The organism is Streptomyces sp. NPDC001137 (genome assembly GCF_040298885.1).
Lineage (GTDB): Bacteria > Actinomycetota > Actinomycetes > Streptomycetales > Streptomycetaceae > Streptomyces.
This window is the reverse complement of record NZ_JBEPBA010000001.1, coordinates 468,428-493,303: the sequence shown is the minus strand read 5'-3', so window position 1 is coordinate 493,303 and position 24,876 is coordinate 468,428. Positions and strand designations below refer to the sequence as shown.

The window sequence follows — 24,876 nt, the reverse complement described above, 5'->3', positions numbered from 1 at the left end:
CCCCTACGGGTCGGGGGCAGGCGCCGCCCTGTCGCGTCATACCCCAGGTGTACACGGAGTTGGCCCCCGGGGCTGACGCTTCCTCCTGGCCGATTTGGTGAGATGGAAACCACGGAAATCACCACTGATCACCGATTCGGGTGAGAATGGCGGCTCGGGGTGGACAACAGAAACACGCGAGTTGGACAAGCCGCCGCCGACGACGGAGGTAGCGCACACATGGCACCGTACGAATCCGACGACAGTACGACCGCCGGGGAGGCCGACGACCTGCGCGCGGGTCGGCGCAAGGCCGCGCGGTACGTGGTCCCGGTCGCGGTGGTGGGGGTGGCGGCGGCGACCATCGGGCTCGTCCCGGCGCTCGCCGACTCCGGTGACCCCGACCTGCCGAAGATCAGCGCGCAGCAACTCATCGACAAGATCGCCAAGTCGGACGTGCAGCAGCTGTCCGGCACGGTGAAGATCACCACTGACCTGGGGCTGCCGGACCTCGGCGGTCTCGAGAGCAGTCTGACGTCCGGCGCCGGCACGTCGGGTGACGGCTCGTCCGCCGACCCGAGCTCCAAGCTGACGGAGCTCGCCACCGGCACGCACACCCTGCGCGTCGCGGCCGACGGCCAGGACAGGCAGAAGCTGTCCCTGCTGGAGAACGCGGCCGAATACAGCATCATCCACAACGGCAAGGACGTCTGGGGCTACGACAGCCAGTCGAACGAGGTCTACCACTCGACCGCCCCGGCCGGCGCGGACAAGCAGCAGAAGGAAGACGTCCCCGCCACGCCCCAGGACCTCACCAAGGACGCCCTGAAGTCGGTCGACTCCACCACCTCGGTGACCGTCGAGGGGACCGCCCAGGTCGCGGGCCGTGACGCGTACCGGCTCGTCATCAAGCCGAAGCAGTCCGGTTCGACGGTCGGTCAGATCACGGTGGCCGTGGACTCGAAGACCGGGCTGCCGCTGAAGTTCACCCTGACCCCGGCGAGCGGCGGAGCCGCCGTGATCGATGCCGGTTTCACCCGGGTCAGCTTCGCCAAGCCGAGCGCATCGACCTTCGACTTCACCCCGCCCAAGGGCGCGAAGGTCACCGAGGACAAGCAGGGCGACCACGCGAAGGGCCACTTCGAGGGCGCCCCGAAGGGCGACCACAAGGCCGGCAAGCTCCCCGGCAAGCCCGGCAAGCCCGGCAGGCCGGACGAGGACCTCGGCAAGGGCCTCGACGGACTGAACGTCCTGGGCAAGGGCTGGACCTCCATCGCCACCTTCGACACCGGCGGCAAGGGCATCCCGTCCGGCTCCGAGGTCGGCGGGAACTTCGGCGGATTCCTCGATTCGCTCGGCGACAAGGTCTCCGGCAAGTTCGGCTCGGGCACGGTCTTCAAGACCCGTCTGATCAACGCCCTGATCACCGACAAGGGCAAGGTCTACGTCGGCGCGGTGAACAAGGACGCATTGGTCAAGGCGGCGAACGCGGGCTGAGCGCAGCGCCCCGAAAGGGGCGCGAGGCTGTATCGATGCGTCGAGCGCCTGGCCGGGAACCTTGCGCGATGCTCGTACGTAGTCACTGTACGTAGCCGCCGCGCGAGAGGCAGCACATGCACGAATCGAGGAAGCCGATGGACGAGGAGTCCGCCACGGAGCCGGAGCGGAGCGAGCCGCCGGGTGACAGCGTCATCGCCACCCGTGGGCTCACCAAGCGCTACCGCGGCGGACAACTCGCCGTCGACGGCCTGGACCTGACCGTCCCGGCGGGCAGCGTCTTCGGCTTCCTCGGTCCGAACGGCTCGGGCAAGACCACCACCATCCGCATGCTGATGGGCCTGATCGAGCCCACCTCGGGTGCTGCGCGCGTGCTCGGACAGCCCATGCCGCGGGCCTCGCGCACCGTGCTCCCGCACGTCGGCGCCCTCATCGAGGGCCCCGCCCTGTACGGCTTCCTCTCCGGCCGCGACAACCTGCTGCGTTACGACGCCGCCGACCCGACCGCCGATCCGCGCACCCGCCGTACCCGCGTCGCGGCCGCGCTGGACCGGGTGGGTCTGACCGCGGCGGCCGGCAAGAAGGCGAAGGCGTACTCCCTGGGCATGAAGCAGCGGCTCGGCCTCGCGGCGGCGCTGCTCCAGCCCCGCCGACTGCTGGTGCTCGACGAGCCGACCAACGGGCTCGACCCGCAGGGAATGCGCGAAATCCGTTCCCTGGTCAGGGAGTTGGCCTCCGACGGTACGACGGTCTTCCTCTCCTCCCACCTCCTCGACGAGATCGAGCAGGTCTGCACCCATGCCGCGGTGATGGCGCAGGGCCGTCTGATCACCCAGGGCGCCGTGGCCGACCTGGCCGCGGGGGTGCGCGGCCGGCTGGTCGTCACCACGCCCGACCCCGGGGACGCGGCGCGGGTGCTGAAGGAGCAGGGCGCCGCCGACGTCGTCGTCACCGACGACCGGGTGACCGCCGAGCCCCCGGACCGCGACCTCGCCGAGGTGAACGCCGCGCTGGTCACGGCCGGCATCCGCGTCCGCGGCTTCGGTGTGGAACGGGCGTCCCTGGAGGACGCGTTCGTGGCGCTGACGGGGGAGGGCTTCGATGTCGCAGGCTGAAGCAGTGGGCGGTCTCCGCACTCCACGGCTGCTGTGGACCTTCGGGCTCCTGCGCAGCGAACTGATCACCACCTTCCGGCGCTGGCGCACCCTCGCCCTGCTCGCCGTACTCGCCGCCGTCCCGATCCTGGTCGGCATCGCAGTCAAGATCGAGACCGGCGACGGTTCCTCGGCCGGCCCCGGTCGCGGCGGAGGCGGCCCCGCGTTCATCTCGCAGATCACCAACAACGGCCTGTTCCTGGTGTTCACCGCGCTGGCCGCGACGCTCCCGTTCTTCCTGCCGATGGCGATCGGTGTCATCGCGGGTGACGCCATCGCCGGCGAGGCGAACTCGGGCACCCTGCGCTATCTGCTGGTGGCCCCCGCCGGGCGCACCCGTCTGCTGCTCACCAAGTACGCGACCGTGATGGTGTTCTGCCTGGTCGCCACCTTCGTGGTGGCCGTCTCGGCGCTCACCGTCGGGGCGATACTCTTCCCGCTCGGCGGTCTGACGACCATCTCCGGCACGCAGATCAGCTTCACCGAGGGCCTGGGCAGAGCCCTGCTCATCGCCCTGGTCGTCGCCGTGTCCCTCATCGGCGTGGCCGCACTCGGCCTGTTCGTCTCCACCCTCACCGGCAGCGGCATCGCCGCGATGGCGACGACCGTCGGACTGCTGATCACCGTCCAGATCCTCGACCAGATACCCCAGCTCCACGCGATACAGCCGTACTTCTTCTCCCATTACTGGCTGTCCTTCGCCGACCTGATGCGCGACCCGGTCTACTGGGACGACCTGGTGAAGAACCTCGAGATCCAGGCCCTGTACGCGGCCGTGTTCGGTTCGGCGGCGTGGGCGCGGTTCACGGCGAAGGACATCACCGCCTAGCCGCCCCCGTGAGGCGGGCCAGTGCCTCCGTCTCGCGCGGCGGCCTCCCGCCGAGGTCACCGAGGCGCCAGTCGGACACCCAGGGCACGCGGTAGACGTCGATGAGCGACTCGATCAGCCGCACCTGCCGGTCGAGGGGCCGCGGCAACCGCCCGGGTGCGTCCGCGACGAGCACGACCGCGTCGAGGTCGAGCCCCGGCGGGACCTCTCCGAGGCGGAAGACCTCCAGGGTGCGCAGGGCGGCCGCCAGCCCCGACGCATGCGTACGGGCGACGAGCAGCACGGACGGGGGGTCCTCGGGGCCGGGCCAGGCACGGCCGCAGTCGTGACCGCCGTAGACGGCGGCGAGTGTGGACGCGCCCGCGCCGCCGTGCGTGCCCACCCAGGAGTAGCGGCGGGCGGTGGCCGCGGACGCGGCGGGCTGCCGCGGTCCCGGCTCCGGTACGGTGACCGGGCCGCGGATCCAGATCTCAGGTCCCTGCTGCACGTCCGTCCGCCTGCCCGTCTTCCTCCCTCGTACACCCACCGGTGCTCCGGGCACCGGCCGGGCGGGCGACGGGGGCGAGCTCCTGGGACGAGTCTGTGACGCCACGGTGACCGGAGAACCGGCAGCGACCGGCGAGACTCAACAGTACGTGCACGAACGGATCTTGACGCCGGGGGAGCGGAAACCCGACGGCGGGAGGGAGCACCATGGAACCCGAACGCGCTGTCCGCAGACTCCCCGACGCATCCGAGTGAGGGAACCGATGGCTCGACTCAGCCGCGAGAAGCAGCGGGAACACCAGCGCGCCGAGGGCTCCACGGCCCTTGTGGGAGCACCGATCGACGTTCGCGTACCCGAAACCGGTGCGGTCGGCGCCTGGGTCGGCGGTGTGCCGGTCACCGCGGCCACCGGCGAGGAGATCCAGCAGACCGTCCTGAACCACCTCCACCGCATCGCGCTCGCCACCGGCCGCCCCGTCCACGCCACCGTGCACGACGAGCGGATCGGCTGCGTCGTACACCTTCAGGTGGACACGGACGGGTCCAGCAGTTTCACCGGGGAACCCGTAGGGATGACTGTTCCGGCGGCGGAGGGTCCGCCGCCCCCGCCGCCCCAGCCCGAGCCGCTGCCGCCCCAGGGCGACAAGCCGACGCACGTGCTGCGGGCGTCCGCGGAGCCCACGCGGGAGAGCCCGCCGACGTTCGTGCTGCGTGCGCTGCCGCAACCGGTACAGGACAGGGCCCCGGGCACGGTGGCGGCCCCGACCGGCGAGTTCGGCCCGCCCCCACCGATGGACGCGGTCCCGCAGCGCCACCTGGAACCCCAGGACGCACCCGTCCCCGCCAAGGAATCCGCACCTCCCGAGGAATCCGCACCCCGCAAGGAACCCGCGGACGCCCCCGCCCCCCACCGCTCGACGACCGGCCCCCTCCTCCTGGTCCCCCCGGACCCGGCCCTCGATCCCGACCCCAAGCCCACCCCCGCCCGCGGCTTCGACGCCGTGGCCGAGGCCGTCCTCGGTGACGAACCGTCCACCGCTCCCGCCTTCCTCGCCGAGCCGATGGCGCGGATCAACGAGGCCGTGAAGGCGGGGCGGACAGACACGGCGGCCGGGCTGGCCGAGACCACGGTCGAGGAGGCGTCGGCGGTGCTCGGGCCGGAGCACCCCGAAGTGCTCCGGCTGCGCGAACTCACCGCGTACATCGCCTACTTGGCGGGCGAGCCGATCCGCGCGTTCCGGCTCTCGCTCGACCTGGCCCGGATCCACCGTCGCGCCCGGGACGCGGAGGCGGCCTACGGCAACATCCAGAGCGCGGCCTCCGCCTGGCGTGCCGTGCGCGATCCGCAGCAGGGCCTGGACCTCGGCCGCGAACTGATCGGCCTGTGGGCCGAGCTCGCGGCGGAGGACGGCCCGGCGGCCGAGGACATCGAGCGGCTGGAGTCGGCCCGCGCCCGCATGGGCCGGCTCACCGAACGCGCCCGCAAGTCGGCCCAGCAGACATCGGGTTGACGGTCCGGGCGGCTACTGAGACAGCTTCCACACCGCATGGGCGATGGCGTCGCTGTTGCGGTCCAGAGCGGTGTCGTCGATGTTGGTCGTCGTGTCGCAGGAGCGGTGGTAACAGGCGTCGAAGGCCTTCCCCGACGTACCGCCCCAGTTGGCCGCCTGCGCCGCCGTCTTCACGTAGTCGGCGCCGCTGAACAGCCCGCCCACGGGGACGCCCGCGTCCTTGAACGGCGCGTGGTCGGAGCGGCCGTCCCCCTCGGTCTCGGGCTCGGTGGCGATGCCGAGTCCGGTGAAGTAGTCCTTGAACGTCTTCTCGATCGCCGGGTCGTCGTCGTAGACGAAGTAACCGGGATTCGGCGAGCCGATCATGTCGAAGTTCAGATAGCCGCTGATCTTCGAGCGATTCGCGGCCGAGAGGCCGTCGACGTAGCGGCTGGAGCCGACGAGGCCCAGCTCCTCCGCGCCCCACCAGGCGAAACGCAGATGCTTGGCGGGGTGGTAGCCGGCCCGTGAGACGGCGAGGGCGGTCTCCAGGACGGCGGCCGAGCCGGAGCCGTTGTCGTTGATGCCTGGCCCCCTGCTGACGCTGTCCAGGTGGGAGCCGGCCATGACGACCTGGTCGGCGTTCCCGCCCGGCCAGTCGGCGATCAGGTTGTATCCGGTGCGGCCGGAGGACGTGAACTGCTGGACGGCGGTGGTGAATCCGGCCGCGTCCAGCTTCGCCCTCACATAGTCGAGCGAGGCCTTGTAGCCGGCGCTGCCGTGCGCGCGGTTGCCGCCGTTGGCGGTGGCGATGGACTGCAGCTGGGCGAGGTGGGCCCTGACGTTCGCCACGGAGATGTCGGGCGCGGCGGCCGCCGCAGACGAGGGCGCCGCACCGGCTATGGAACCGCCGGTCAGGAGCATGACAGCCGATACGCCGATCGCTGCCATCGCACGCCCGGAAACGGAGAAGTTCATGTGGGGGCTCCGAATTCCTTGGAGTGAATTGGGTCCCCGGATGGTGAATCCTTTACCAATCACCCGTCAAGAGCGTTATCAGGACAGCCGTTTCGCATAACGGAACATCCGGCCCACGGGGGTTCCCCTGCTGTGACCTACTGCACGCAGAACTCGTTCCCCTCCGGATCCGCCATCACCACCCACTCCCCGGCGGGCTCCTTCACCTGCCGCAGCACGCTCGCCCCCAGCCCCACCAGCCGCTCGACCTCGCCCTCCCACCGCCCCTTGCCGGGGTGCAGATCGAGATGCAGCCGGTTCTTGACGCTCTTCGCCTCCGGCACCCGCTGGAACAGCAGCCTCCGCCCGAGCCCCGTCCCCCGCTCCTTGTCGTACGGATCGTCCGGATGCCGTACGGCGATCAGGTCCCGGAAGGCCCGGCGCCCATGGAATTCGACGGTGGCCGCTACAGGCAGCGCCCCGAGCTCCAGCAGCCGCTCGACGAGCGCACTGTTGTCCTCGACCTCGTACCGCAGCGCGGCGGCCCAGAAGTCGGCCTGCGCATGGGGATCGGCCGCGTCGATGACGAGCTTCCAGTGAACGGGGGCGGCTTCGGATGTCTGTGTCATGGGACCACTTATAGCGGCCGGGTACGACACTCAGCCCGGACCGGCGTCCACGTTCTGGCTGGGCAGGCACTATCAGCCCGTTCGGCGTTTGAGGGCGAGGCCGTTCAGGCCGGCACGGGGGCCGGGGGGCAGAGCCCCCGGTCAGGCGTCCACAGCGGCGGGCGGCGCCGCCTCGACCTTCGGCACGCGAACCCGGCCGGGCCTGCTCGCGGAGCGCCACGCATCCCAGGTCAGCAGACACAAGGCGACCCACACCAGGGCAAACCCGGCCCACCGCTCCACCGGCATCGCCTCGTGGAAGTACAGAACGCCGAGCAGAAACTGAAACACCGGCGCCAGATACTGCAGCAGCCCCAGCGTCGACAACGGCACCCGAATCGCCGCCGCCCCGAAACACACCAGCGGCAACGCGGTCACCACCCCGGTGGCGGCGAGCAACGCCCCGTGCCCCACCCCTTGTGTGGCGAACGTCGACGACCCCCGTGAGCTCAGCCACAGCAGATAACCCACCGCGGGCAGGAACTGGATCGCGGTCTCCGCGGCCAGCGACTCGATCCCGCCGAGCCCGACCTTCTTCTTCACCAGCCCGTACGTCGCGAAGGAGAAGGCGAGCGTGAGCGAGATCCACGGCGGCTGCCCGTATCCCACCGTGAGCACGACCACCGCGGCGAAGCCGGTCCCGACCGCCACCCACTGCACGGGCCGCAGCCGTTCCTTCAGGAGCAGCACGCCCATGGCGATGGTGACCAGCGGGTTGATGAAGTACCCGAGCGAGGCCTCGACCACATGCCCGCTGTTCACGGACCAGATGTACACGCCCCAGTTGACGGTGATGACGGCCGCGGCGACCGCGACCAGCGCCAGCCTGCGCGGCTGCCGCAGCAGCTCGCCCGCCCAGGCCCAGCGCCGCATCACCACGAGCGCGGCGCCCACGAAGACAAGGGACCAGGCCATCCGGTGGGCGAGGATCTCGACCGCGCCGGCGGGCTTCAGCAGGGGCCAGAAGAGGGGGACGAGTCCCCACATCCCGTAGGCGGCGAAGCCGTTCAGCAGTCCTATGCGCCGATCGCCCCTCGACTTCCCGGTCACGGGCCCCTCCTCACCTCGTCGCGCACGCGTGCCAGGCAGAAGGTAACGCCGAGCGCCCCCGTCTGTCATGCCCGTATCGCCATACGGTCATGACAGGCGGGGGTATCGCACCCGGGCGCCCGGGAGCGTCAGCCCTTGACCGCCACCGCGATCGCGTCGGCGAGCGGGGTGGTCGGACGGCCGGCCAGGCGGGACAGGTCGCCGGTGGAGACGACCAGCTCGCCCTTCTCGATGGAGGCGTCCACGCCCGCAAGAACGGCGGCGAGCGGGCCGGGCAGCCCGGCGCCGGTCAGGATCCCGGTGTAGGCCTCGACCGAGACCGGGCTGTAGACGATCTCCTTGCCGGTCTGCTTGCTGAGCTCGGCCGCGTACTCGGCGAAGCTCCACGCCTCGTCGCCGCCCAGCTCGTACGTCTTGTTCTCGTGGCCCTCGCCGGTCAGTACGGCGACGGCGGCGGCCGCGTAGTCGGCGCGCGAGGCGGAGGAGACCCGGCCGTCACCGGCGGCGGCGACGACGGCGTTGTGCTCCAGCACGGGGGCCAGGTTCTCGGTGTAGTTCTCGTGGTACCAGCCGTTGCGCAGCAGCGTGAACGGCACGCCGGAGGCGAGAAGGGCCTCCTCGGTGCCGCGGTGGTCGTCGACGAGCGCGGCCGTCAGGCTGCCGGGGGCGCTGGTGTAGGCGAGCAGGGCGACGCCGGCGGCCTTCGCGGCCTCGATGACCACCTTGTGCTGGCCGACACGGCCCTTGTCGAACTCGTTGCCGGAGATGAGGAGCACCTTGTCACCGGCCGAGAAGACGCTGTCGAAGGTCTCGGGCGCGTTGTAGTCGGCGACCGCGAGCTTTACACCGCGCGCGGCGAAGTCGGCGCCCTTCGCCTCGTCGCGTACGACGGCGGTGATCTGCTCTGCCGGGACCTTCTCCAGCAGCTGCTCCACGACATGACGGCCGAGGTGTCCGGTGGACCCGGTGACGACGATGCTCATGATCTGCGATCTCCTTGTGGGGTGCGGATGTGCCACTAACCCTAGGAGTGGCGCTAACTATTGGAAAGTACCCACTTTGAAGTAAGGTACTGGCATGGCAGTAAGTACTCCGGAGTCCGCCGTCGAACCGGTACCCGTCGGCAAGTACGACACCGGCGAGGCGATGTGCCCCTACCGCCTCGTCCTGGAGCACCTCACCAGCCGCTGGGGCGTCCTGGTCCTGATCGAACTCCTGGAGCGCCCCTACCGCTTCAGCGAACTGCGCCGGGCCATCGGCCGCGTCAGCGAGAAGATGCTCACCCAGACCCTGCAGACCCTGGAGCGCGACGGACTGGTGCACCGCGACGCCAAGCCGGTGATCCCGCCGAGGGTCGACTACTCCCTGACCGACCTCGGGCGCGAGGCGGCACAGCAGGTGAGGGCCCTGGCGGTGTGGACCGAGCGGCGCATGGGGGCGGTACAGGAGGCGCGCGAGGCGTACGACGCGCGAAAAGCAGGCTCCTGAGCAGGGCTGACGTGCCCGCACGGGCGCGTTGACGCATGCGGCCGAACCGCTCGGGGAACACCCCTCCTAGCGGGGCGTCGGATCGGGGGACTCGGACATGGCCGTACCGCAACAGGACACGCTCGTCGGGGAGTTACTCCAGCAGGTCGGCCGTCTGACCGACGAGCTCGCCCGTGCCGGCGAGGAGCTGCGCCGGGCGAACCTCATCGAGCTGCACCGCCTGTTCGTGGAGCAGCTGGACCGGGCGATCGAGGATCCGCTGCTCGCCGAGGTGGTGAGCACGCTGGACGGAGTCTCCGAGAGCAGGCGGCGGCAGATGCTCTTCGCCAACCGCCAGTACGGCCTGATCCTGCTGGCCTACCAGATCGGTGCGATCGACCGGGGCGAACTCCTCGGTGCCCTGCGGATCCTGGGGAAGAACGCGGTGTTCGCCGAGTACTGGGACCGGACGGGGGAGCACCGGCACGCGCTGCCCTTCGACTCCCTGGAGGCGCGGATCGGCAGGGCGGTCGACGTCATCATGGGTGAACGCTGGGACGACCTGGAGGAATGGTGGGTCGTGGGGGCCGAGCAGGAGGCCGCGCCGCGGGATGCCCCTCCGGCGGGCGGGCCGGTCGACTGACTGGGGAGTAAACAGGCAGAAACGTCCCCGCGTTGGGTGCGAGTCATGTTTACTCGGGCCAGCAGATCCGGGGTGCGGTCGTGGGGGTACGCCGACCTCGAATTCAGGGTGGTCACTGCATCGAGAAAAGGTCAGTCAATTGCCCATGCCCAAAGAGTTGTGGAGCCCCTATATCCGCCGCCGTCTCGGAGATCCTCCCAAGTCGCGCGGATGCTGGACCGGGGAAACCTGCCCCGATCTCTTCGAGTTGAGTGACGGAAGCTTCGCCGTCATCGGAACGGACCGTACCGAAGAGCTCGATGCCCTGCTCCCTGAGGACGCCGCCCGCGCCGACTACGAGCGCATCGTCGTCATCACTCGGGAGACGCTCCTGCGTGCGAAGCGGGACATCCCCGACGCGTGACATCGATGCGTAAGGGCCCGGACGCCGTACAGCGTCCGGGCCCTTACGCACAGGTCAGCCGACGACCGTCCAGGTGTCCCCGCCCGCCAGCAGCGCGGCCAGGTCGCCCTTGCCGTTCTGCACGATCGCCGTGTCCAGCTGGTCGGCCATCTGGGTGTCGTACACCGGCCGGTCCACCGATCGCAGCACACCGATCGGGGTGTTGTGCAGGGTGTCCGGGTCGGCCAGCCGGGACAGGGCGAAGGCGGTGGTCGGCGACTCGGCGTGGGCGTCGTGGACCAGAATCCGGGACTCGTTCTCCGCGGTCACGTCGACCACCTTCAGGTCACCGGTGACCGCATCCCGGACGACGCCCTTGGACAGGCCGCTGCCGAAGCGGATCGGCTGCCCGTGCTCGAGCCGGATCACCGCCTCCTCGGCCTGCTGCTTGTCTTTCAGGGCCTCGAAGGCGCCGTCGTTGAAGATGTTGCAGTTCTGGTAGATCTCGATCAGCGCGGTTCCCGGGTGGGCGGCCGCCTGGCGCAGCACCTCGGTCAGATGCTTGCGGTCGGAGTCGATGGTGCGGGCCACGAAGGAGGCCTCCGCGCCGATCGCCAGCGACACCGGGTTGAAGGGCGCGTCCAGCGAGCCCATCGGCGTCGACTTCGTGATCTTGCCGACCTCCGAGGTCGGCGAGTACTGCCCCTTGGTCAGACCGTAGATCCGGTTGTTGAACAGCAGGATCTTGAGGTTCACATTGCGGCGCAGCGCGTGGATGAGGTGGTTGCCGCCGATGGACAGGGCGTCGCCGTCACCGGTGACCACCCACACCGACAGGTCCCGCCGGCTGGCGGCGAGCCCGGTCGCGATGGCGGGCGCGCGGCCGTGGATCGAGTGCATGCCGTACGTGTTCATGTAGTACGGGAAGCGTGACGAGCAGCCGATGCCCGAGACGAAGACGATGTTCTCCTTGGCGAGGCCAAGCTCCGGCATGAAGCCCTGGACGGCCGCCAGGATCGCGTAGTCACCGCAGCCGGGGCACCAGCGCACTTCCTGGTCGGACTTGAAGTCCTTCATGGACTGGCGGGCCTCGGCCTTGGGGACGAGCGAGAGCGCCTCGATCGTGCCCGTGCCTTCCGTGGACGTCTCAGCCATCGATGGCCTCCTTGAGAGCCGTGGCGAGCTGCTCAGCCTTGAACGGCATGCCGTTCACCTGGTTGTACGAGTGGGCGTCGACCAGGTACTTCGCCCGGATCAGCGTGGCGAGCTGTCCGAGGTTCATCTCGGGAATCACCACTTTGTCGTAACGCTTCAAAACCGCGCCGAGATTCCGCGGGAAGGGGTTCAGGTGGCGCAGATGGGCCTGCGCGATGGACTCCCCGGCCGTGCGCAGCCGCCGTACCGCCGCCGTGATGGGTCCGTAGGTCGAACCCCAGCCGAGCACCAGCGTGCGCGCCTCGTGCGGGTCGTCGACCTCCAGCTTTGGCACGTCGATGCCGTCGATCTTGGCCTGCCGGGTGCGGACCATGAAGTCGTGGTTGGCGGGGGCGTACGAGATGTTCCCGGTCCCGTCCTCCTTCTCGATGCCGCCGATGCGGTGCTCGAGGCCGGGAGTGCCGGGGATGGCCCAGGGGCGGGCGAGGGTCTGCGGGTCGCGCTTGTACGGCCAGAAGACCTCGGTGCCGTCCTCCAGGGTGTGGTTCGGGCCCTGCGCGAACTGCACGGTCAGATCCGGGAGCTCGTCCGGTTCGGGGATGCGCCAGGGCTCCGAGCCGTTGGCCAGATAGCCGTCGGAGAGCAGCATCACCGGGGTGCGGTACGTCAGCGCGATCCGCGCCGCCTCCATGGCGGCGTCGAAGCAGTCGGCCGGGGTTCTGGGGGCGATCACCGGGACCGGGGCCTCGCCGTTGCGCCCGAACATGGCCTGCAGCAGATCCGCCTGCTCGGTCTTGGTCGGCAGACCGGTGGACGGCCCGCCGCGCTGGATGTCGATGACGAGCAGCGGCAGCTCCAGCGAGACGGCGAGCCCGATGGTCTCGCTCTTGAGCGCCACACCCGGGCCGGAGGTCGTCGTCACCCCCAGCGAGCCGCCGAAGGCCGCGCCCAGCGCCGCGCCGATGCCGGCGATCTCGTCCTCGGCCTGGAAGGTCCGTACGCCGAAGTTCTTGTGCTTGCTCAGCTCGTGCAGGATGTCCGAGGCCGGAGTGATCGGGTACGAGCCCAGGAACAGCGGCAGATCGGCCTGGCGCGAGGCGGCGATCAGGCCGTAGGCGAGGGCCAGGTTCCCGGAGATGTTGCGGTAGGTGCCGGTCGGGAAGGCGGTCGTGGCCGGGGCGATCTCGTAGGAGACCGCGAAGTCCTCGGTCGTCTCGCCGAAGTTCCAGCCCGCACGGAACGCGGCGAGGTTCGCCTCGGCGATCTCCGGCTTCTTCGCGAACTTGGTCCGCAGGAACTTCTCGGTGCCCTCGGTGGGCCGGTGGTACATCCAGCTCAGCAGCCCCAGCGCGAACATGTTCTTGCTGCGCTCGGCCTCCTTGCGGGAGAGATCGAACTCCTTCAGCGCCTCGACCGTCAGTGTCGTCAGCGGCACCTCGTGCAGGCTGTACCCGTCGAGCGAGCCGTCTTCCAGCGGAGAGGCGGCGTACCCGACCTTCTGCATCGCCCGTTTGGTGAACTCGTCCGTGTTGACGATGATCTCCGCGCCGCGCGGCAGATCGGCGATGTTGGCCTTGAGGGCGGCGGGGTTCATGGCGACCAGCACATTGGGCGCGTCGCCCGGGGTGAGGATGTCGTGGTCGGCGAAGTGGAGCTGGAAGGACGACACACCGGGCAGGGTCCCGGCAGGGGCCCGGATCTCGGCGGGGAAGTTCGGAAGAGTGGACAGATCGTTCCCGAAGGTCGCGGTTTCGGAGGTGAAACGGTCACCGGTGAGCTGCATACCGTCGCCGGAGTCCCCCGCGAAGCGGATGATCACCCGGTCCAGCTTGCGTACGTCCTTCGTTCCGCCCGGCCCCCGCTGCTCTCCTACGACGGCTCCGTCTGCCTGCTCCGCTGTCCTGCTGACCTGGCTGGTCACTGAACTGGACCTCCCTCGAGGCGGCTGTCTGGGACCGGCCTTCCCGTAGGCCTTCCCAAAATCAACCCTACGTCGGTTAGGGTCGCCTTCCCGTGGCCATTCGCATCATGGACACAGTTTTGAGACGGTGCGACGCCCTGACTTGTCATGATTTCTCGCCCCCCGGCGCTTCCAGTGAAGACGCTCCGTGCGATGGGTTCGGTTCTGGGGCTGGACGGACGCCGGACGGACAGTGGATCGACGACTGAACGCGCGCTTACTGACTCAGTGTCAGCCCGTCAGGAGTTCAGATAGGTGAGGACCGCGAGAACTCGCCGGTGATCCCCGTCACTCTGGGACAGCCCGAGCTTCAGGAAGATGTTGCTGACGTGCTTCTCCACCGCGCCGTCGCTCACGACCAGCTGCCGCGCGATCGCCGAGTTGGTCCGCCCCTCGGCCATCAGCCCCAGCACCTCCCGCTCCCGCGGGGTGAGCCCGGCCAGCACGTCCTGCTTACGGCTGCGCCCGAGCAGCTGTGCGACCACTTCCGGGTCCAGCGCGGTACCCCCCTGGGCCACCCGCACCACGGCATCCACGAACTCCCGGACCTCGGCGACCCGGTCCTTGAGCAGATATCCGACGCCATGACTGGAACCGGCCAGCAGTTCGGTGGCGTAGCGCTCCTCCACGTACTGCGACAGCACGAGCACCCCGAGCCCCGGATGCGCCTTGCGCAGCTGCACCGCGGCCCGCACCCCTTCGTCGGTGTGCGTCGGCGGCATCCGCACGTCCGCGACCACGACATCGGGCAGCTCACCCTGCGCGTCCAGCTCGGTGATGGTCTTGATCAGCGCGTCCCCGTCACCCACCCCGGCGACCACGTCATGCCCACGGTCGGTCAACAGCCGGGTCAGCCCCTCCCTGAGCAGCACTGAATCCTCGGCGATGACCACCCGCACCCTGTCCTCCACGATCCCCGGCCCCCCAGCCCGACTCCGTCTGCCAGTAGTCCAGCATTCCAGCATTCGGACCCGATTGCCCGTGACCAACGGGAATCAATGCGACTACACGCACGGTACGACGGCTTCCGGTCAGGCACTTTCAGCCCGTCCGGCGTTTGAGGACGAGGCCGTTCAGGCCGATCGGGGGTCCAGGGGGCGGAGCCCCCTGGCGGGGCCGCAGGGGCAGCGCCCATGGGACGGGACGGGTAGGGGCGGCAGGGGCGACTGCATCCATCAGCGGCTCCGCCGCAGGCCCCCGGCGCTCACCCCAGCGCCCGCTCCCCCCGCCACGGCAACTCCGCGGTCACCCGGGTAGGCCCCCCCACCGGCGAATCCACCACCAGAATCCCGTCCACCGCATCCAGCCGTTCGGCAAGCCCCCCGAGCCCCGACCCCCCGGAGGCATCCGCCCCACCCACCCCGTTGTCCACGACCTGCACCATCAGCCGGCTCTCCACCCGCCACACGTCCACCGCGGCCCACGTCGCCCGCGCATGCTTGCTGATGTTCTGCAGCAGCTCCGACACCGTGAAGTACGCGATCCCCTCGATCGCCGGCGCCGGCCGCTCCACCAGATCCACCTCCACCTGCACCGGCACAGTGCACCGCGAGGCCACGGCGGACAGCGCCGCATCCAGCCCCCGGTCCGTCAGCACCGCCGGATGAATCCCGCGCGCCAGATCCCGCAGCTCCTGCAGCGCCGTCTTCACCTCACCGTGCGCCTCGTCCACCATCCGCGCCGCCGCCCGCGGATCCTCCGCCAGCTTCTCCTTCGCCAGCCCCAGATCCATGGCCAAGGCCACCAGCCTGGCCTGCGCCCCGTCATGCAGATCCCGCTCGATCCGCCGCAGATCCGCAGCCGCCGTGTCCACCACCACGCCCCGGTCCGACTCCAGCTCCACCACGCGCGTCGCCAGCCGGGACGGCCCGAGCAGCCCGTGCACCAGCACCCGGTCCACCATCGTCAGCGCCCGCACGATCCACGGCGTGGCCAGCGTGAACAACAGCCCCACCAGCGCCGTGACGGTGATCTCGAAGGGGTTGTCGAGGTAGATGCTGTGGCTGCCGTCGCCGTACAGCTGAAGCCCGCCCTGACCGCCGTACATCGGAAAGAGCCAGAACCACAGCGGATACGTCAGCAACCCCCACCCGTACGCCCAGAAGTTCACGGCCACCACGAACGAGAACACCGACCACGGGAACTGCACCAGCGCGTACAGCAGCGCTCGCCATGACGTGCCGCTCTTCAGCACGGCCCCCATCCAGGCCATCACCCCGGGCTTGCGCATCCGCAGCGGCTCCGGTTCGGCCACCTCGAGGCCCAGCAGCCCCCGCGCCCGCGCCCGCTCCAGCGCCCCGAAGCCGCGGCAGCCGGCCAGCCCCGCCGCCAGCACCGGAATGCCGAGGAACGTCACCAGCAGTCCCGCCCCGAGCGACACCATCGTGACGGCGTACACGAAGAGCATGATGCCGATCGGCAGGCTCAGCAGCACATACCCGAACTCGCGCCAGCTGCGCCCCTCGAACGGCGCCCGCAGCCCGGCCGGCAGCCGGCGCCGCGTCCCCTCGGTGAAGGCGAGCCCGCTGTCGTGCCCGTAGCCCTGTCCGTACTCCGTGGCCATCGGCGTCGTCCGTTCTACTCGTCCCGTTCGCCCTGTCCGGCTGCGGCTGTCCTGCCGTACCCTCACACTGCTGCGCCGCAGGTCCGCGGACCATGGAGGCCGTCGGCCTCTTGGAAGGGGGGTTTTCCCTACCCCTTGCCGGGCGCGCGGTCGCGCCACGGCAGCTCCGCCGTGACCACGGTCGGGCCACCTGGCGGCGAGTCGATGACGAACAGTCCGTCCACGGCGTCCAGCCGGTCGGCGAGCCCCTGCATCCCCGAGCCGCCGTCGAGGCGCGCGCCCCCGCGGCCGTCGTCCTCGACCTGGATGAGCAGCCGGTCCGTCGCCCGCCACACCTCGACGGACGCGGTCTTCGCCGCGCTGTGCTTGCTGACGTTCTGCAGCAGCTCGGACACGGTGAAATAAGCGATGCCCTCGATGGCCGCGGCGGGCCGCGAGGCCAGATCGACCGTCACCTTCACGGGCACCGTGCAGCGCGAGGCGACCGCGGACAGCGCGGCATCGAGCCCCCGGTCCGTCAGTACGGCGGGATGGATCCCCCTGGCCAGATCCCGCAGCTCCTGCAGTGCGAGCTTCACCTCGCCGTGCGCCTCCGCGACCATCTCCGCGGCCGAGTCGGGGTCCTCCAGGAGCTTCTCCTTGGCCAGGCCAAGACCCATCGCCAGATTGACCAGGCGGGCCTGCGCCCCGTCGTGCAGATCGCGCTCGATCCGCCGCAGATCGGCGTTGGCCGTGTCGACCACGACCCCCCGGTCCGACTCCAGCTCCGCGATACGCCGCTCCAGCTCGTCGGAGGGCGACAGCAGCCCGCGCACCATCGCCCGGTCGGCGTTGGCCAGCCCCCGCGCGATGAACGGCAGCACCGGCCACAGCACGAACAGCGAGGTCAGCGTGATGACGAAGGTCAGGATCCCCCAGGGCAGCCGGATGAAGTCGTACAGCACCGTCCGCCAGCCCACCGGGTCCTTCACCCGCATCCACATCCACGCGAGGAAGCCGGTGCCGCGTCCGGGCAGCCGGCTCGGCTCGTCCACCCGCACCCCGAGCAGCTTCCTGGCCCGCGCCCGCTCCATCCTGCCCAGCAGCCGGGCGCCGGTCAGACCGGCCGCCAGCAGCGGGAACCCGATCACCGTCACGGTCAGCCAGAAGCCGGTGAACAGCACCGTCACGACGTAGACGAACCCGATCAGTGACACCGGAAGGTTCGCCAGCAGATGCGCGATCTCCTTCCAGGTGTGCCGGTCGTAGGCGAAACGGGCCGGCGGCAGACGGTCGCCGTCACCTTCCGGGGCCCCCATCGGGCGCGCGTGTCGTTCGGTCATATGGGCTAGCGTGCCGCGCGCCGGGCGCCCGCGCCATGAGGTCGGCCGCCCGCGTCTCCTGGGGAAAACCCCACCCCGGCAGCTCCTCGGCGGCTTCCTGGGATCTCAAGGTCGTCTCAAGCGGTGACGGGCTGCTTACCGTCTCTTTATCAGGGCCTAGACTCCCGTGCGTACAGATCGTCGAACAGCAGCGTTCATCAAGGTCGCAGGGAGCGAGGGGTACGGACGTGCGGGAATCGACCGTCGCCGATACGACCGTCGTCGCGGCGGACTACTTCCAGTCGTACTCGGTCGTCGGACTGCTCGCCGTCGTCGGCGTGCTCTTCGTCGCCGTCGCCTTCGGCGCCGGCCGACTGCTGCGGCCCGTGGTCCCCACCCCCGAGAAACTCCTGACGTACGAGTGCGGAGTCGACCCCGTCGGCGAGGGCTGGGCCCACACCCAGGTCCGCTACTACGTCTACGCCTTCCTGTACGTCATCTTCGCCGTCGACTCGATCTTCCTGTTCCCCTGGGCGACGGTGTTTGCCGCGCACGGGTACGGCGTGACCACACTGGTGGAGATGTTCATCTTCCTCGGCTTCCTTGCCGTGGGCCTGCTGTACGCATACAAGAAGGGCGTCCTGGCATGGACGTGACGACGCCGGACACCAACGGTCAGCCCGTACTCCTCCCGGAGCCGAAACGGCTGGGCGCCCTCGCCCGCCTGGCCCCCGAGCCGATGAAGGTGGTCCTGAACTGGGGCCGCCGGTACTCGCTGTGGGTCTTCAACTTCGGCCTCGCCTGCTGCGCGATCGAGTTCATCGCCGCGTCGATGGCCCGCCACGACTTCATCCGCCTGGGCGTCATCCCCTTCGCGCCGGGTCCCCGCCAGGCCGACCTGATGGTCGTGTCCGGCACGGTCACGGACAAGATGGCCCCGGCCGTGAAGCGCCTGTACGAACAGATGCCCGAACCCAAGTACGTCATCTCCTTCGGCGCCTGCAGCAACTGCGGCGGCCCCTACTGGGACTCCTACTCCGTCACCAAGGGCGTCGACCAGATCATCCCGGTCGACGTCTACGTCCCCGGCTGCCCGCCCCGGCCCGAGGCCCTCCTCCAGGGCATCCTCAAACTCCAGGAGAAGATCGCCCGGGAGTCGCTGGGGGAGCGGTACGCAACCGGACCGGCCCGCCCCTCGGCGGAGGCCCTGCAGAGCGGCCTGGTGAAGCCACCGGCTGCCGGATCCCCGTCGGCTCCCGACGCTCCTTCGGGGGAGGAGCGATGAGCACGGTCGGCTGGCTCCCCGCCCCCGCCGACGAGCTGTTCGGTACGGAGGCCACCGCCGAGGAGTCGTACGAACTCCTGACGGTCGACGTCCCGCCGGCGACCTGGGTGGAAGCGCTGGAGGTGGCCCGCGACCGGCTGTCGTGCACCTACTTCGACTGGCTGAGCGCGGTCGACGAACCGGGCACGGGTTTCCGCGTCTCGGCCCACGTCGTCTCCCTGTCTCCCGTGCGCCGTCTGCTGCTGCGCACCACGGTCCCGCACGAGGCGCCGACACTGGCCTCCGCCGTCGGGGTGTACGCGGGCGCGGCCTGGCACGAACGCGAGACCCACGAAATGTTCGGCGTCGTCTTCGAGGGCCACCCCGCCCTGGACCACCTCCTCCTCCCGGAAACCTTCGAGGGCCACCCCCTGCGCAAGGACTTCGTCCTGGCCGCCCGCGTGGCCAAGGCCTGGCCGGGCGCCAAGGAACCCGGCGAGTCCGACCACGGCGGCCCCAAGCGCCGCCAGATGCTCCCCCCGGGCGTCCCCGACCCCAACGAATGGGGCCCCCTGAAGGGCCAGCTTCCCCCTGCCCCGGCCCGCCCCACCCGAGCCGCAGGCCGCCCCCCGGCCGACCGCGCGGCAGCCGACCGCCCGGTCCGCCGCGCCCGCTCGGCAGCCCAGGGCTCGGCAAGCCAGGCGGCACCGGCTCCGGCGGAGGGCGCTGAGGCGGCTCCGGCTGCTCCGCGGCGGGCGCGGTCTGCGGCGGAAGGGTCGGCGAGTCAGGCGGGGTCGGTTCCGGCGGAGGGTGCTGAGGCGGCTCCGGCTGCTCCGCGGCGGGCGCGGTCGGCCGCGGAAGGGTCGGCGAGTCAGGCGGCACCGACCCCGGTTGAGGGTGCCTCGGCCGACCGGCAGGCGTCGACTCCGGCGGCGGGCGCCTCGGCCGACCAGGAGCCGGGTGCCTCGGGTGCGGCAACGCCGCGACGCACACACAGCGCCGGTGAAGGCTCCGCCTCGCAGGCCCCCCGGACCCAGTCGTCGGAGGCCCCGACCACCCGACCCGCACCCGCCCCCCGCAGTTCGGACGCCCCGTGGCACCACGCCCGCCCGGCTTTCGACGAGCCGGAGACCGGACCGAGCCCGGAGACCGAGCCGAAGCCGGAGAAAGAGTCGAGGCCTGAGAGCGAGCGGAGCCTGGAGGGCGAGGCGCCCGCGGAGAACGAGCCGAGGCCTGCGGCGAAATCGAACCCCCACGCCGCGCCCGAAGATCCGTCCGCCGAAGATCCGACCCCGAACCCAGAAGACCCCGCAGGAGGCACGCAGTGACCGACGCTCTGGACGTCACCCTGCGACTTCTGATCGTGTTCGTCGTCTTCCTCACCTTCCCCCTGATCGTCGGCCAGACCGAGCACAAGGTCATGGCCCACATGCAGGGCCGCCTCGGCCCGATGTACGCCGGCGGCTTCCACGGCTGGGCCCAACTCGTCGCGGACGGCGTGAAGTTCGCGCAGAAGGAAGACGTCGTCCCGGCGGGCGCGGACCGCCGCATCTTCCAGCTCGCCCCCGCCGTGGCGCTCCTCCCGTACCTCCTGGTTCTCCTCGCCATCCCCATCGGCCCCGGCGAGGGCGCCGTAGGCCAGGTCCTGGACGCGGGCATCTTCTTCGTCCTGGCGGTGATGGGCGTAGGCGTCCTCGGCTCCCTCATGGCCGGCTGGGCCTCCGCCAACAAGTTCTCCCTCCTCGGCGGCCTCCGCACCGCCGCGCAGCTCCTCGCCTACGAACTCCCGATGCTCCTCGCCGCCGCCTCCGTCGCGATGGCGGCCGGCACGGTCTCCCTCCCCGGCATCCTGGACGCCTTCCACTGGTGGTGGCTGCCCTGGCAGATCGTCGGCGCGATCGTCTTCTTCGTCGCCGGCCTCGCCGAACTCCAGCGCCCGCCCTTCGACATGCCCGTCGCCGACTCGGAGATCATCTTCGGCGCGTACACCGAGTACACCGGCCTGCGTTTCGCTCTGTTCCTCCTCGCCGAGTACGCCGGAATCATCGTCCTGTGCGGCCTGACCACCGTCCTCTTCCTGGGTGGCTGGCACGGCCCCTGGGGCGCCGACGGCCTCGGCTGGGTCTGGACCCTGCTGAAGACGGCCGTCCTCGCCTTCCTCGTGATCTGGCTCCGCGTCACCTATCCCCGGCTGCGCGAGGACCAGCTCCAGAAACTCTCCTGGACCCTCCTCGTTCCCCTCTCCCTCGCTCAGATCGCCCTCACCGGCATCGTCAAGGTGGTGATCTCCTGATGGCTGAGCCGCTTCCACCCACCCGGTCCCGCATCCCCGGCTCCGGCCTGGCCAAGGGCCTGGCGGTCACCCTCCGCACGATGACGCGGAAGACCGTCACCGAGCAGTACCCGGACGTCCAGCCCGACCTGCCACCCCGCACCCGCGGCGTCATCGGCCTGTTCGAGGAGAACTGCACCGTCTGCATGCTCTGCGCCCGCGAGTGCCCGGACTGGTGCATCTACATCGACTCCCACAAGGAGACGGTGCCGGCGGCCACCCCCGGCGGCCGCGAACGCAGCCGCAACGTCCTCGATCGCTTCGCCATCGACTTCTCCCTGTGCATGTACTGCGGTATCTGCATCGAGGTCTGTCCTTTCGACGCCCTGTTCTGGTCCCCGGAGTTCGAATACGCCGAGACCGACATCCACGAACTCACCCACGAACGCGACAAGCTCCGTGAGTGGATGTGGACGGTCCCGGCCCCGCCCGCCCTCGACCCCGGCGCGGAGGAGCCGAAGGAGATCGCCGCCGCCCGCAAGACCGCGGAGAAGCTCGCGGCCGCGCAGGCCGAGCCCTCGCACCCTGCCGACCCTGCCCGGCCGACCGAAACCGAGGGAGGCGCGTCGTGACCTTCATCGCAGCCACCGCGACGGTGGCACAGGCCACGGCAACCCACGCGAGGGCAGCTCACGCCCACGCCACCACGGCCGCCGCCGGCACCCACGGCTTCCTCTCGCCGACCGGTGTCGAGATCGCCTTCCTCCTCGTAGGCCTGGCCACCTTCGGGGCGGCCCTGGTCACCGTCACGACCCGGCAGCTGGTGCACGCCGCCCTGTGGCTGGTGGTCACCCTCGGGGGCCTTGCCGTCGAATACCTCCTGCTCACCGCCGAGTTCATCGCCTGGGTGCAGGTCCTCATCTACGTGGGATCCGTCGTCGTCCTCCTTCTGTTCGGTCTGATGCTCACCAAGGCCCCGATCGGCCGCTCCCCGGACGCCGACTCCGGCAACCGATGGGCCGCGCTCACCGTGGCCGTCACGGCGGCCGCCGCCCTGGTGTGGGTCGTCGTCGACGCCTTCCGCACGACCTGGATCGACCTGGACGGCCCGGCGGCCGGCTCCACCGCCGTCACCGGAGCGAGCCTCTTCCAGAACTGGGTCCTCCCCTTCGAGGCCCTCTCCGTCCTCCTCCTCGCCGCCCTGGTCGGCGCGATCGTCCTGTCCCGCAAGGCGAAGGCGGAGATGAGCTCTCCCCCTGTGAACTCCCGGGCAGCAACCGGCAGTTCCCCATCCGTCCCGGATTCCCGTAATCACCCGATCGAGCGGAATGGCCGGGTCGAGGGAACCAGCCCGGCCGAGCAGGAAGGCGCCCGCTGATGCACCTCGCCTATCCCGCCGTACTCTCCGCCCTCCTCTTCTGCACCGGCCTGTACGGCGTCCTCGCCCGCCGCAACGCGATCCTCGTCCTGATGTCTGTCGAGCTGATGCTCAACGCCGTCAACCTCAACCTCGTCGCCTTCGACGTATGGCTCAGCAAGGCGGCCCAGGAAAAGCTGCACTCCGGCCAGGCCCTGACCCTGTTCACCATCGCCATCGCCGCCGCCGAGATCGGCATCGGCCTGGCGATCGTCCTCGCCGTCTACCGCAACCGCGGCACCTCCGACATCGACAAGCTCCGCGACAGCGCCGAGGGTCACGAGAGCGACGGCCCCGACGGGGGCGCCCTCACGGCGGAAGAGACCGGGAAGGCTGAGGCCGCCGCGTGACCACGACCACCCTCGCCGTCCTCGTCCCCCTCCTGCCGTTCCTGGGCGCCGCCTGCGGACTGCTCCTGGGCCGCACGGCACCCGGCTTCGTCCGACCGCTCGCCGTCCTGCCGACCCTCGCCTCCCTCGTCCTTGCCGTACTGGTCGCCGTGCGCCAGGGCGGCGACCAGGCGATCGACTCCGCCACCGAGCTGACGCCCACCGGCTCGGTCCCCATCGAACTCGCCCTGCACATCGACGGCTTCGCCGCCCTCGTCGCCGTCCTGGTCGGCGTCGTGGCCACCTGCGTGCAGATCTACTCGACGGGCTACCTGCGCGAGGACCCGCGCTACCCCTCGTACGCCGCCCTGGTCTCCCTCTTCACCTCCGCGATGCTGCTCGTCGTCTACTCCGGCGACCTGATCGTGCTGCTGGTCGGCTGGGAGATCATGGGCATCTGCTCGTACTTCCTGGTCGGCCACTACTGGGAGACCCCGGAGGCCCGCGCCGCCTCCATCAAGGCCTTCCTGGTGACCAAGCTGGGTGACGTCCCCTTCCTCATCGGTCTGTTCGCCCTCGCCACCGACGCCGGCTCCTTCCGCATCACCAAGGTCCTCGGCACCGTCACGAGCGGCGGACTCCACCACCCGACACTGGTCGCCCTGCTGCTCCTCGCGGGCGTGGCGGGCAAGTCGGCACAGTTCCCGCTGCACACCTGGCTCCCCGACGCGATGGCGGGCCCTACGCCCGTCTCCGCGCTGATCCACGCCGCGACGATGGTGGCCGCCGGCGTCTACTTCATCGCCCGCCTCCTCCCGGTCTTCGAGGCCTCACGGGCCGCGATGGTCGTCCTCGCCGTCATGGCGGCTGTCACGATGGTCGGCTCGGGTCTCGCCGCACTCGCCCAGGACGACATCAAGCGCGTCCTCGCCTACTCGACGATCGGGCAGCTCGGCTATATGACCGGAGCCCTCGCCGTCGGCGACCGCGGAGCGGCCGTCTTCCACCTCCTGTCCCACGGCGCCTTCAAGGCGCTGCTGTTCCTCGCGGCCGGCGTGATCATCCACGCCGCCGGCACCAACTCGCTGGCCACCATGTCCCGCATGCGGAACCTGCGCGAACGCATCCCCGACGCCTACTGGACGATGACCGTGGCGCTTCTCGCGCTCGCCGCGATCCCGCCCTTCAGCGGCTTCTTCTCCAAGGAGTCCGTCCTCGGCGCGGCCGAGCACGTGGCCACCGGCCACACCGGGCACGCCCCCGCCGCCGCGGGCTGGATCACTCTCGTCGCCGGCCTGCTCACCGCCGTACTCACCGCGGCGTACGCGACCCGCCTGTGGCTGCTGGCCTTCCACGGCCGGGGTGCCGAGGCCCCCGACCACGGCCGCCAGCCACTGACCATGACCGTGGTGCTGTGGGTGCTCGCCGTACCCTCCCTGGCGCTCGGCGGACTCGCCTACCGCTCGCTGCCCGACTGGTTCGACGGCCGTGACCTCACCCCGACGCTCACCACCTCCGTGCTCGGCACGGGCGTGGCCCTGGTCGGCGGCATCGTCACCTATGCGGCCTGGCGGCACACCACGGCCCTCGCGTCCCGTGTCCCGCTCGGCGCGGTCGCGGCCCACCCCGAGGGCGACGCCGGGCTCGTCGAGGCCGAGGCCATCGCCAGCCACGCGCCCGCATACGGGGGAGTGGCCTACGCACCCGACCCGGCGGACCCGGGACGACTGCTGCTCGGCCCGCTGCACCGGCACGCAGCCGTCGGCTTCCACCTCGACGCCGTGTACGCAGCCCTCTTCGTCCGCCCCGTCCAGGCCGGAGCGAGTCTCGTCCGCTTCCTGGACCGCGAGGTCGTCGAGACCTACGTACGCGGCGCGGGCGCCCTGCCGCGCCTGCTCGGTGCCGCCGTACGGCGCGCCCAGACCGGCAATGTGCAGACCTATGTGAGCGCGCTGCTCGCCGGCACCGTCGTCCTGGCGGTCGCCGTCCTCCTCGTCGCCACGGGAGCGTGAG

25 protein-coding genes are annotated in these 24,876 nt (G+C 70.4%); 15 read left to right on the top strand and 10 right to left on the bottom strand.

The window, feature by feature from the left end; translation table 11 throughout:
- The first annotated feature begins 219 nt into the window (after positions 1-219).
- From ABT254_RS02340 to ABT254_RS02330, 3 genes are all read left to right on the top strand, one after another.
- Positions 220-1,476, top strand: coding sequence for a LolA family protein (locus tag ABT254_RS02340; protein ID WP_351462571.1), 1,257 nt, complete (start codon positions 220-222; stop codon positions 1,474-1,476).
- A 137-nt stretch (positions 1,477-1,613) separates the two neighbouring features.
- A complete protein-coding gene (locus ABT254_RS02335; protein ID WP_351462860.1) occupies positions 1,614-2,591 on the top strand; it encodes an ABC transporter ATP-binding protein in 978 nt (325 codons plus the stop codon).
- A complete protein-coding gene (locus tag ABT254_RS02330) occupies positions 2,578-3,459 on the top strand; it encodes an ABC transporter permease (protein WP_351462569.1) in 882 nt (293 codons plus the stop codon). Before ABT254_RS02335 ends, ABT254_RS02330 begins: the two co-directional genes overlap by 14 nt.
- Here the strand turns inward: ABT254_RS02330 and ABT254_RS02325 are convergent.
- A complete protein-coding gene (locus tag ABT254_RS02325) occupies positions 3,449-3,946 on the bottom strand; it encodes a hypothetical protein (protein WP_351462567.1) in 498 nt (165 codons plus the stop codon). The genes ABT254_RS02330 and ABT254_RS02325 overlap by 11 nt on opposite strands.
- Positions 3,947-4,208: 262 nt before the next feature.
- Here ABT254_RS02325 and ABT254_RS02320 point away from each other — a divergent pair, with 262 nt between their 5' ends.
- A complete protein-coding gene (locus tag ABT254_RS02320; RefSeq protein WP_351462565.1) occupies positions 4,209-5,456 on the top strand; it encodes a tetratricopeptide repeat protein in 1,248 nt (415 codons plus the stop codon).
- Positions 5,457-5,468: 12 nt separating this feature from the next.
- Here the strand turns inward: ABT254_RS02320 and ABT254_RS02315 are convergent, their stop codons facing one another.
- The 4 genes from ABT254_RS02315 to ABT254_RS02300 all read right to left on the bottom strand — a co-directional run bounded on the left by ABT254_RS02315 (position 5,469) and on the right by ABT254_RS02300 (position 9,093).
- Positions 5,469-6,413, bottom strand: a complete 945-nt coding sequence (locus ABT254_RS02315) for a M28 family metallopeptidase (protein ID WP_351462563.1) — start codon at positions 6,411-6,413, stop codon at positions 5,469-5,471.
- 137 nt (positions 6,414-6,550) lie between these two features.
- Positions 6,551-7,021, bottom strand: a complete 471-nt coding sequence (locus ABT254_RS02310) for a VOC family protein (RefSeq protein ID WP_351462561.1) — start codon at positions 7,019-7,021, stop codon at positions 6,551-6,553.
- A 141-nt stretch (positions 7,022-7,162) separates the two neighbouring features.
- Positions 7,163-8,110, bottom strand: a complete 948-nt coding sequence (gene rarD, locus ABT254_RS02305) for an EamA family transporter RarD (protein ID WP_351462559.1) — start codon at positions 8,108-8,110, stop codon at positions 7,163-7,165.
- Positions 8,111-8,238: 128 nt separating this feature from the next.
- A complete protein-coding gene (locus tag ABT254_RS02300; RefSeq protein WP_351462557.1) occupies positions 8,239-9,093 on the bottom strand; it encodes an SDR family oxidoreductase in 855 nt (284 codons plus the stop codon).
- 94 nt (positions 9,094-9,187) lie between these two features.
- Between ABT254_RS02300 and ABT254_RS02295 the strand changes: the two genes are divergently transcribed.
- The 3 genes from ABT254_RS02295 (at position 9,188) to ABT254_RS02285 (ending at position 10,623) form a co-directional block, all read left to right on the top strand.
- Positions 9,188-9,598: a winged helix-turn-helix transcriptional regulator gene (locus ABT254_RS02295; protein ID WP_351462555.1), complete on the top strand. Its 411-nt coding sequence runs from the start codon at positions 9,188-9,190 to the stop codon at positions 9,596-9,598.
- Between the two features lie 97 nt (positions 9,599-9,695).
- On the top strand, positions 9,696-10,220 hold the full coding sequence (locus ABT254_RS02290) for a DUF6082 family protein (protein ID WP_351462553.1): 525 nt from the start codon (positions 9,696-9,698) through the stop codon (positions 10,218-10,220).
- 145 nt (positions 10,221-10,365) lie between these two features.
- Positions 10,366-10,623, top strand: a complete 258-nt coding sequence (locus ABT254_RS02285) for a hypothetical protein (protein ID WP_351462551.1) — start codon at positions 10,366-10,368, stop codon at positions 10,621-10,623.
- Positions 10,624-10,677: 54 nt separating this feature from the next.
- On the opposite strand, the gene ABT254_RS02280 is transcribed toward ABT254_RS02285, so the two are convergent.
- From ABT254_RS02280 to ABT254_RS02260, 5 genes are all read right to left on the bottom strand, one after another.
- Positions 10,678-11,757: a 2-oxoacid:ferredoxin oxidoreductase subunit beta gene (locus tag ABT254_RS02280; protein WP_351462549.1), complete on the bottom strand. Its 1,080-nt coding sequence runs from the start codon at positions 11,755-11,757 to the stop codon at positions 10,678-10,680.
- A complete protein-coding gene (locus ABT254_RS02275; RefSeq protein ID WP_351462547.1) occupies positions 11,750-13,678 on the bottom strand; it encodes a 2-oxoacid:acceptor oxidoreductase subunit alpha in 1,929 nt (642 codons plus the stop codon). Before ABT254_RS02275 ends, ABT254_RS02280 begins: the two co-directional genes overlap by 8 nt.
- A 278-nt stretch (positions 13,679-13,956) precedes the next feature.
- Positions 13,957-14,616, bottom strand: coding sequence for a response regulator transcription factor (locus ABT254_RS02270; RefSeq protein WP_311736815.1), 660 nt, complete (start codon positions 14,614-14,616; stop codon positions 13,957-13,959).
- A 305-nt stretch (positions 14,617-14,921) separates the two neighbouring features.
- Positions 14,922-16,280 carry a sensor histidine kinase gene (locus ABT254_RS02265; RefSeq protein ID WP_351462545.1) on the bottom strand — a complete coding sequence of 453 codons (1,359 nt, stop codon included), beginning with the start codon at positions 16,278-16,280 and terminating at the stop codon, positions 14,922-14,924.
- Between the two features lie 128 nt (positions 16,281-16,408).
- Positions 16,409-17,602, bottom strand: a complete 1,194-nt coding sequence (locus ABT254_RS02260) for a sensor histidine kinase (protein ID WP_351462543.1) — start codon at positions 17,600-17,602, stop codon at positions 16,409-16,411.
- Between the two features lie 227 nt (positions 17,603-17,829).
- Here ABT254_RS02260 and ABT254_RS02255 point away from each other — a divergent pair, with 227 nt between their 5' ends.
- Genes ABT254_RS02255 through ABT254_RS02220 form a run of 8 tightly spaced genes read left to right on the top strand, consistent with a single transcriptional unit; the run spans position 17,830 to position 24,875 of the window.
- Positions 17,830-18,237, top strand: a complete 408-nt coding sequence (locus tag ABT254_RS02255; RefSeq protein WP_351462541.1) for an NADH-quinone oxidoreductase subunit A — start codon at positions 17,830-17,832, stop codon at positions 18,235-18,237.
- Entirely contained in the window at positions 18,228-18,866 is a 639-nt protein-coding gene (locus ABT254_RS02250; RefSeq protein ID WP_351462539.1) for an NADH-quinone oxidoreductase subunit B, read from the top strand. Before ABT254_RS02255 ends, ABT254_RS02250 begins: the two co-directional genes overlap by 10 nt.
- Positions 18,863-20,173 carry an NADH-quinone oxidoreductase subunit C gene (locus ABT254_RS02245; RefSeq protein ID WP_351462537.1) on the top strand — a complete coding sequence of 437 codons (1,311 nt, stop codon included), beginning with the start codon at positions 18,863-18,865 and terminating at the stop codon, positions 20,171-20,173. The genes ABT254_RS02250 and ABT254_RS02245 overlap by 4 nt, the downstream gene beginning before the upstream one ends.
- A complete protein-coding gene (locus ABT254_RS02240) occupies positions 20,170-21,138 on the top strand; it encodes a complex I subunit 1/NuoH family protein (protein WP_123966915.1) in 969 nt (322 codons plus the stop codon). Before ABT254_RS02245 ends, ABT254_RS02240 begins: the two co-directional genes overlap by 4 nt.
- Positions 21,138-21,749, top strand: a complete 612-nt coding sequence (locus ABT254_RS02235; protein WP_351462535.1) for a NuoI/complex I 23 kDa subunit family protein — start codon at positions 21,138-21,140, stop codon at positions 21,747-21,749. The genes ABT254_RS02240 and ABT254_RS02235 overlap by 1 nt, the downstream gene beginning before the upstream one ends.
- Positions 21,750-21,772: 23 nt before the next feature.
- Complete coding sequence (locus ABT254_RS02230; RefSeq protein WP_450749793.1) at positions 21,773-22,495, top strand: NADH-quinone oxidoreductase subunit J family protein; 723 nt, start codon at positions 21,773-21,775, stop codon at positions 22,493-22,495.
- Complete coding sequence (nuoK, locus tag ABT254_RS02225; RefSeq protein ID WP_351462533.1) at positions 22,495-22,884, top strand: NADH-quinone oxidoreductase subunit NuoK; 390 nt, start codon at positions 22,495-22,497, stop codon at positions 22,882-22,884. Before ABT254_RS02230 ends, nuoK begins: the two co-directional genes overlap by 1 nt.
- On the top strand, positions 22,881-24,875 hold the full coding sequence (locus ABT254_RS02220) for an NADH-quinone oxidoreductase subunit 5 family protein (protein ID WP_351462531.1): 1,995 nt from the start codon (positions 22,881-22,883) through the stop codon (positions 24,873-24,875). The genes nuoK and ABT254_RS02220 overlap by 4 nt, the downstream gene beginning before the upstream one ends.
- Position 24,876: the final 1 nt, after the last annotated feature.

Bases quoted from the DNA above. Each gene is read 5' to 3' on its own strand.
- ABT254_RS02340 (WP_351462571.1), top strand. From the start codon at position 220: ATGGCACCGTACGAATCCGACGACAGTACGACCGCCGGGGAGGCCGAC.
- ABT254_RS02335 (WP_351462860.1), top strand. From the start codon at position 1,614: ATGGACGAGGAGTCCGCCACGGAGCCGGAGCGGAGCGAGCCGCCGGGT.
- ABT254_RS02330 (WP_351462569.1), top strand. From the start codon at position 2,578: ATGTCGCAGGCTGAAGCAGTGGGCGGTCTCCGCACTCCACGGCTGCTG.
- ABT254_RS02320 (WP_351462565.1), top strand. From the start codon at position 4,209: ATGGCTCGACTCAGCCGCGAGAAGCAGCGGGAACACCAGCGCGCCGAG.
- ABT254_RS02315 (WP_351462563.1), bottom strand. From the start codon at position 6,413: ATGAACTTCTCCGTTTCCGGGCGTGCGATGGCAGCGATCGGCGTATCG.
- ABT254_RS02310 (WP_351462561.1), bottom strand. From the start codon at position 7,021: ATGACACAGACATCCGAAGCCGCCCCCGTTCACTGGAAGCTCGTCATC.
- ABT254_RS02300 (WP_351462557.1), bottom strand. From the start codon at position 9,093: ATGAGCATCGTCGTCACCGGGTCCACCGGACACCTCGGCCGTCATGTC.
- ABT254_RS02295 (WP_351462555.1), top strand. From the start codon at position 9,188: ATGGCAGTAAGTACTCCGGAGTCCGCCGTCGAACCGGTACCCGTCGGC.
- ABT254_RS02290 (WP_351462553.1), top strand. From the start codon at position 9,696: ATGGCCGTACCGCAACAGGACACGCTCGTCGGGGAGTTACTCCAGCAG.
- ABT254_RS02285 (WP_351462551.1), top strand. From the start codon at position 10,366: ATGCCCAAAGAGTTGTGGAGCCCCTATATCCGCCGCCGTCTCGGAGAT.
- ABT254_RS02280 (WP_351462549.1), bottom strand. From the start codon at position 11,757: ATGGCTGAGACGTCCACGGAAGGCACGGGCACGATCGAGGCGCTCTCG.
- ABT254_RS02265 (WP_351462545.1), bottom strand. From the start codon at position 16,280: ATGGCCACGGAGTACGGACAGGGCTACGGGCACGACAGCGGGCTCGCC.
- ABT254_RS02260 (WP_351462543.1), bottom strand. From the start codon at position 17,602: ATGACCGAACGACACGCGCGCCCGATGGGGGCCCCGGAAGGTGACGGC.
- ABT254_RS02250 (WP_351462539.1), top strand. From the start codon at position 18,228: ATGGACGTGACGACGCCGGACACCAACGGTCAGCCCGTACTCCTCCCG.
- ABT254_RS02245 (WP_351462537.1), top strand. From the start codon at position 18,863: ATGAGCACGGTCGGCTGGCTCCCCGCCCCCGCCGACGAGCTGTTCGGT.
- ABT254_RS02235 (WP_351462535.1), top strand. From the start codon at position 21,138: ATGGCTGAGCCGCTTCCACCCACCCGGTCCCGCATCCCCGGCTCCGGC.
- nuoK (WP_351462533.1), top strand. From the start codon at position 22,495: ATGCACCTCGCCTATCCCGCCGTACTCTCCGCCCTCCTCTTCTGCACC.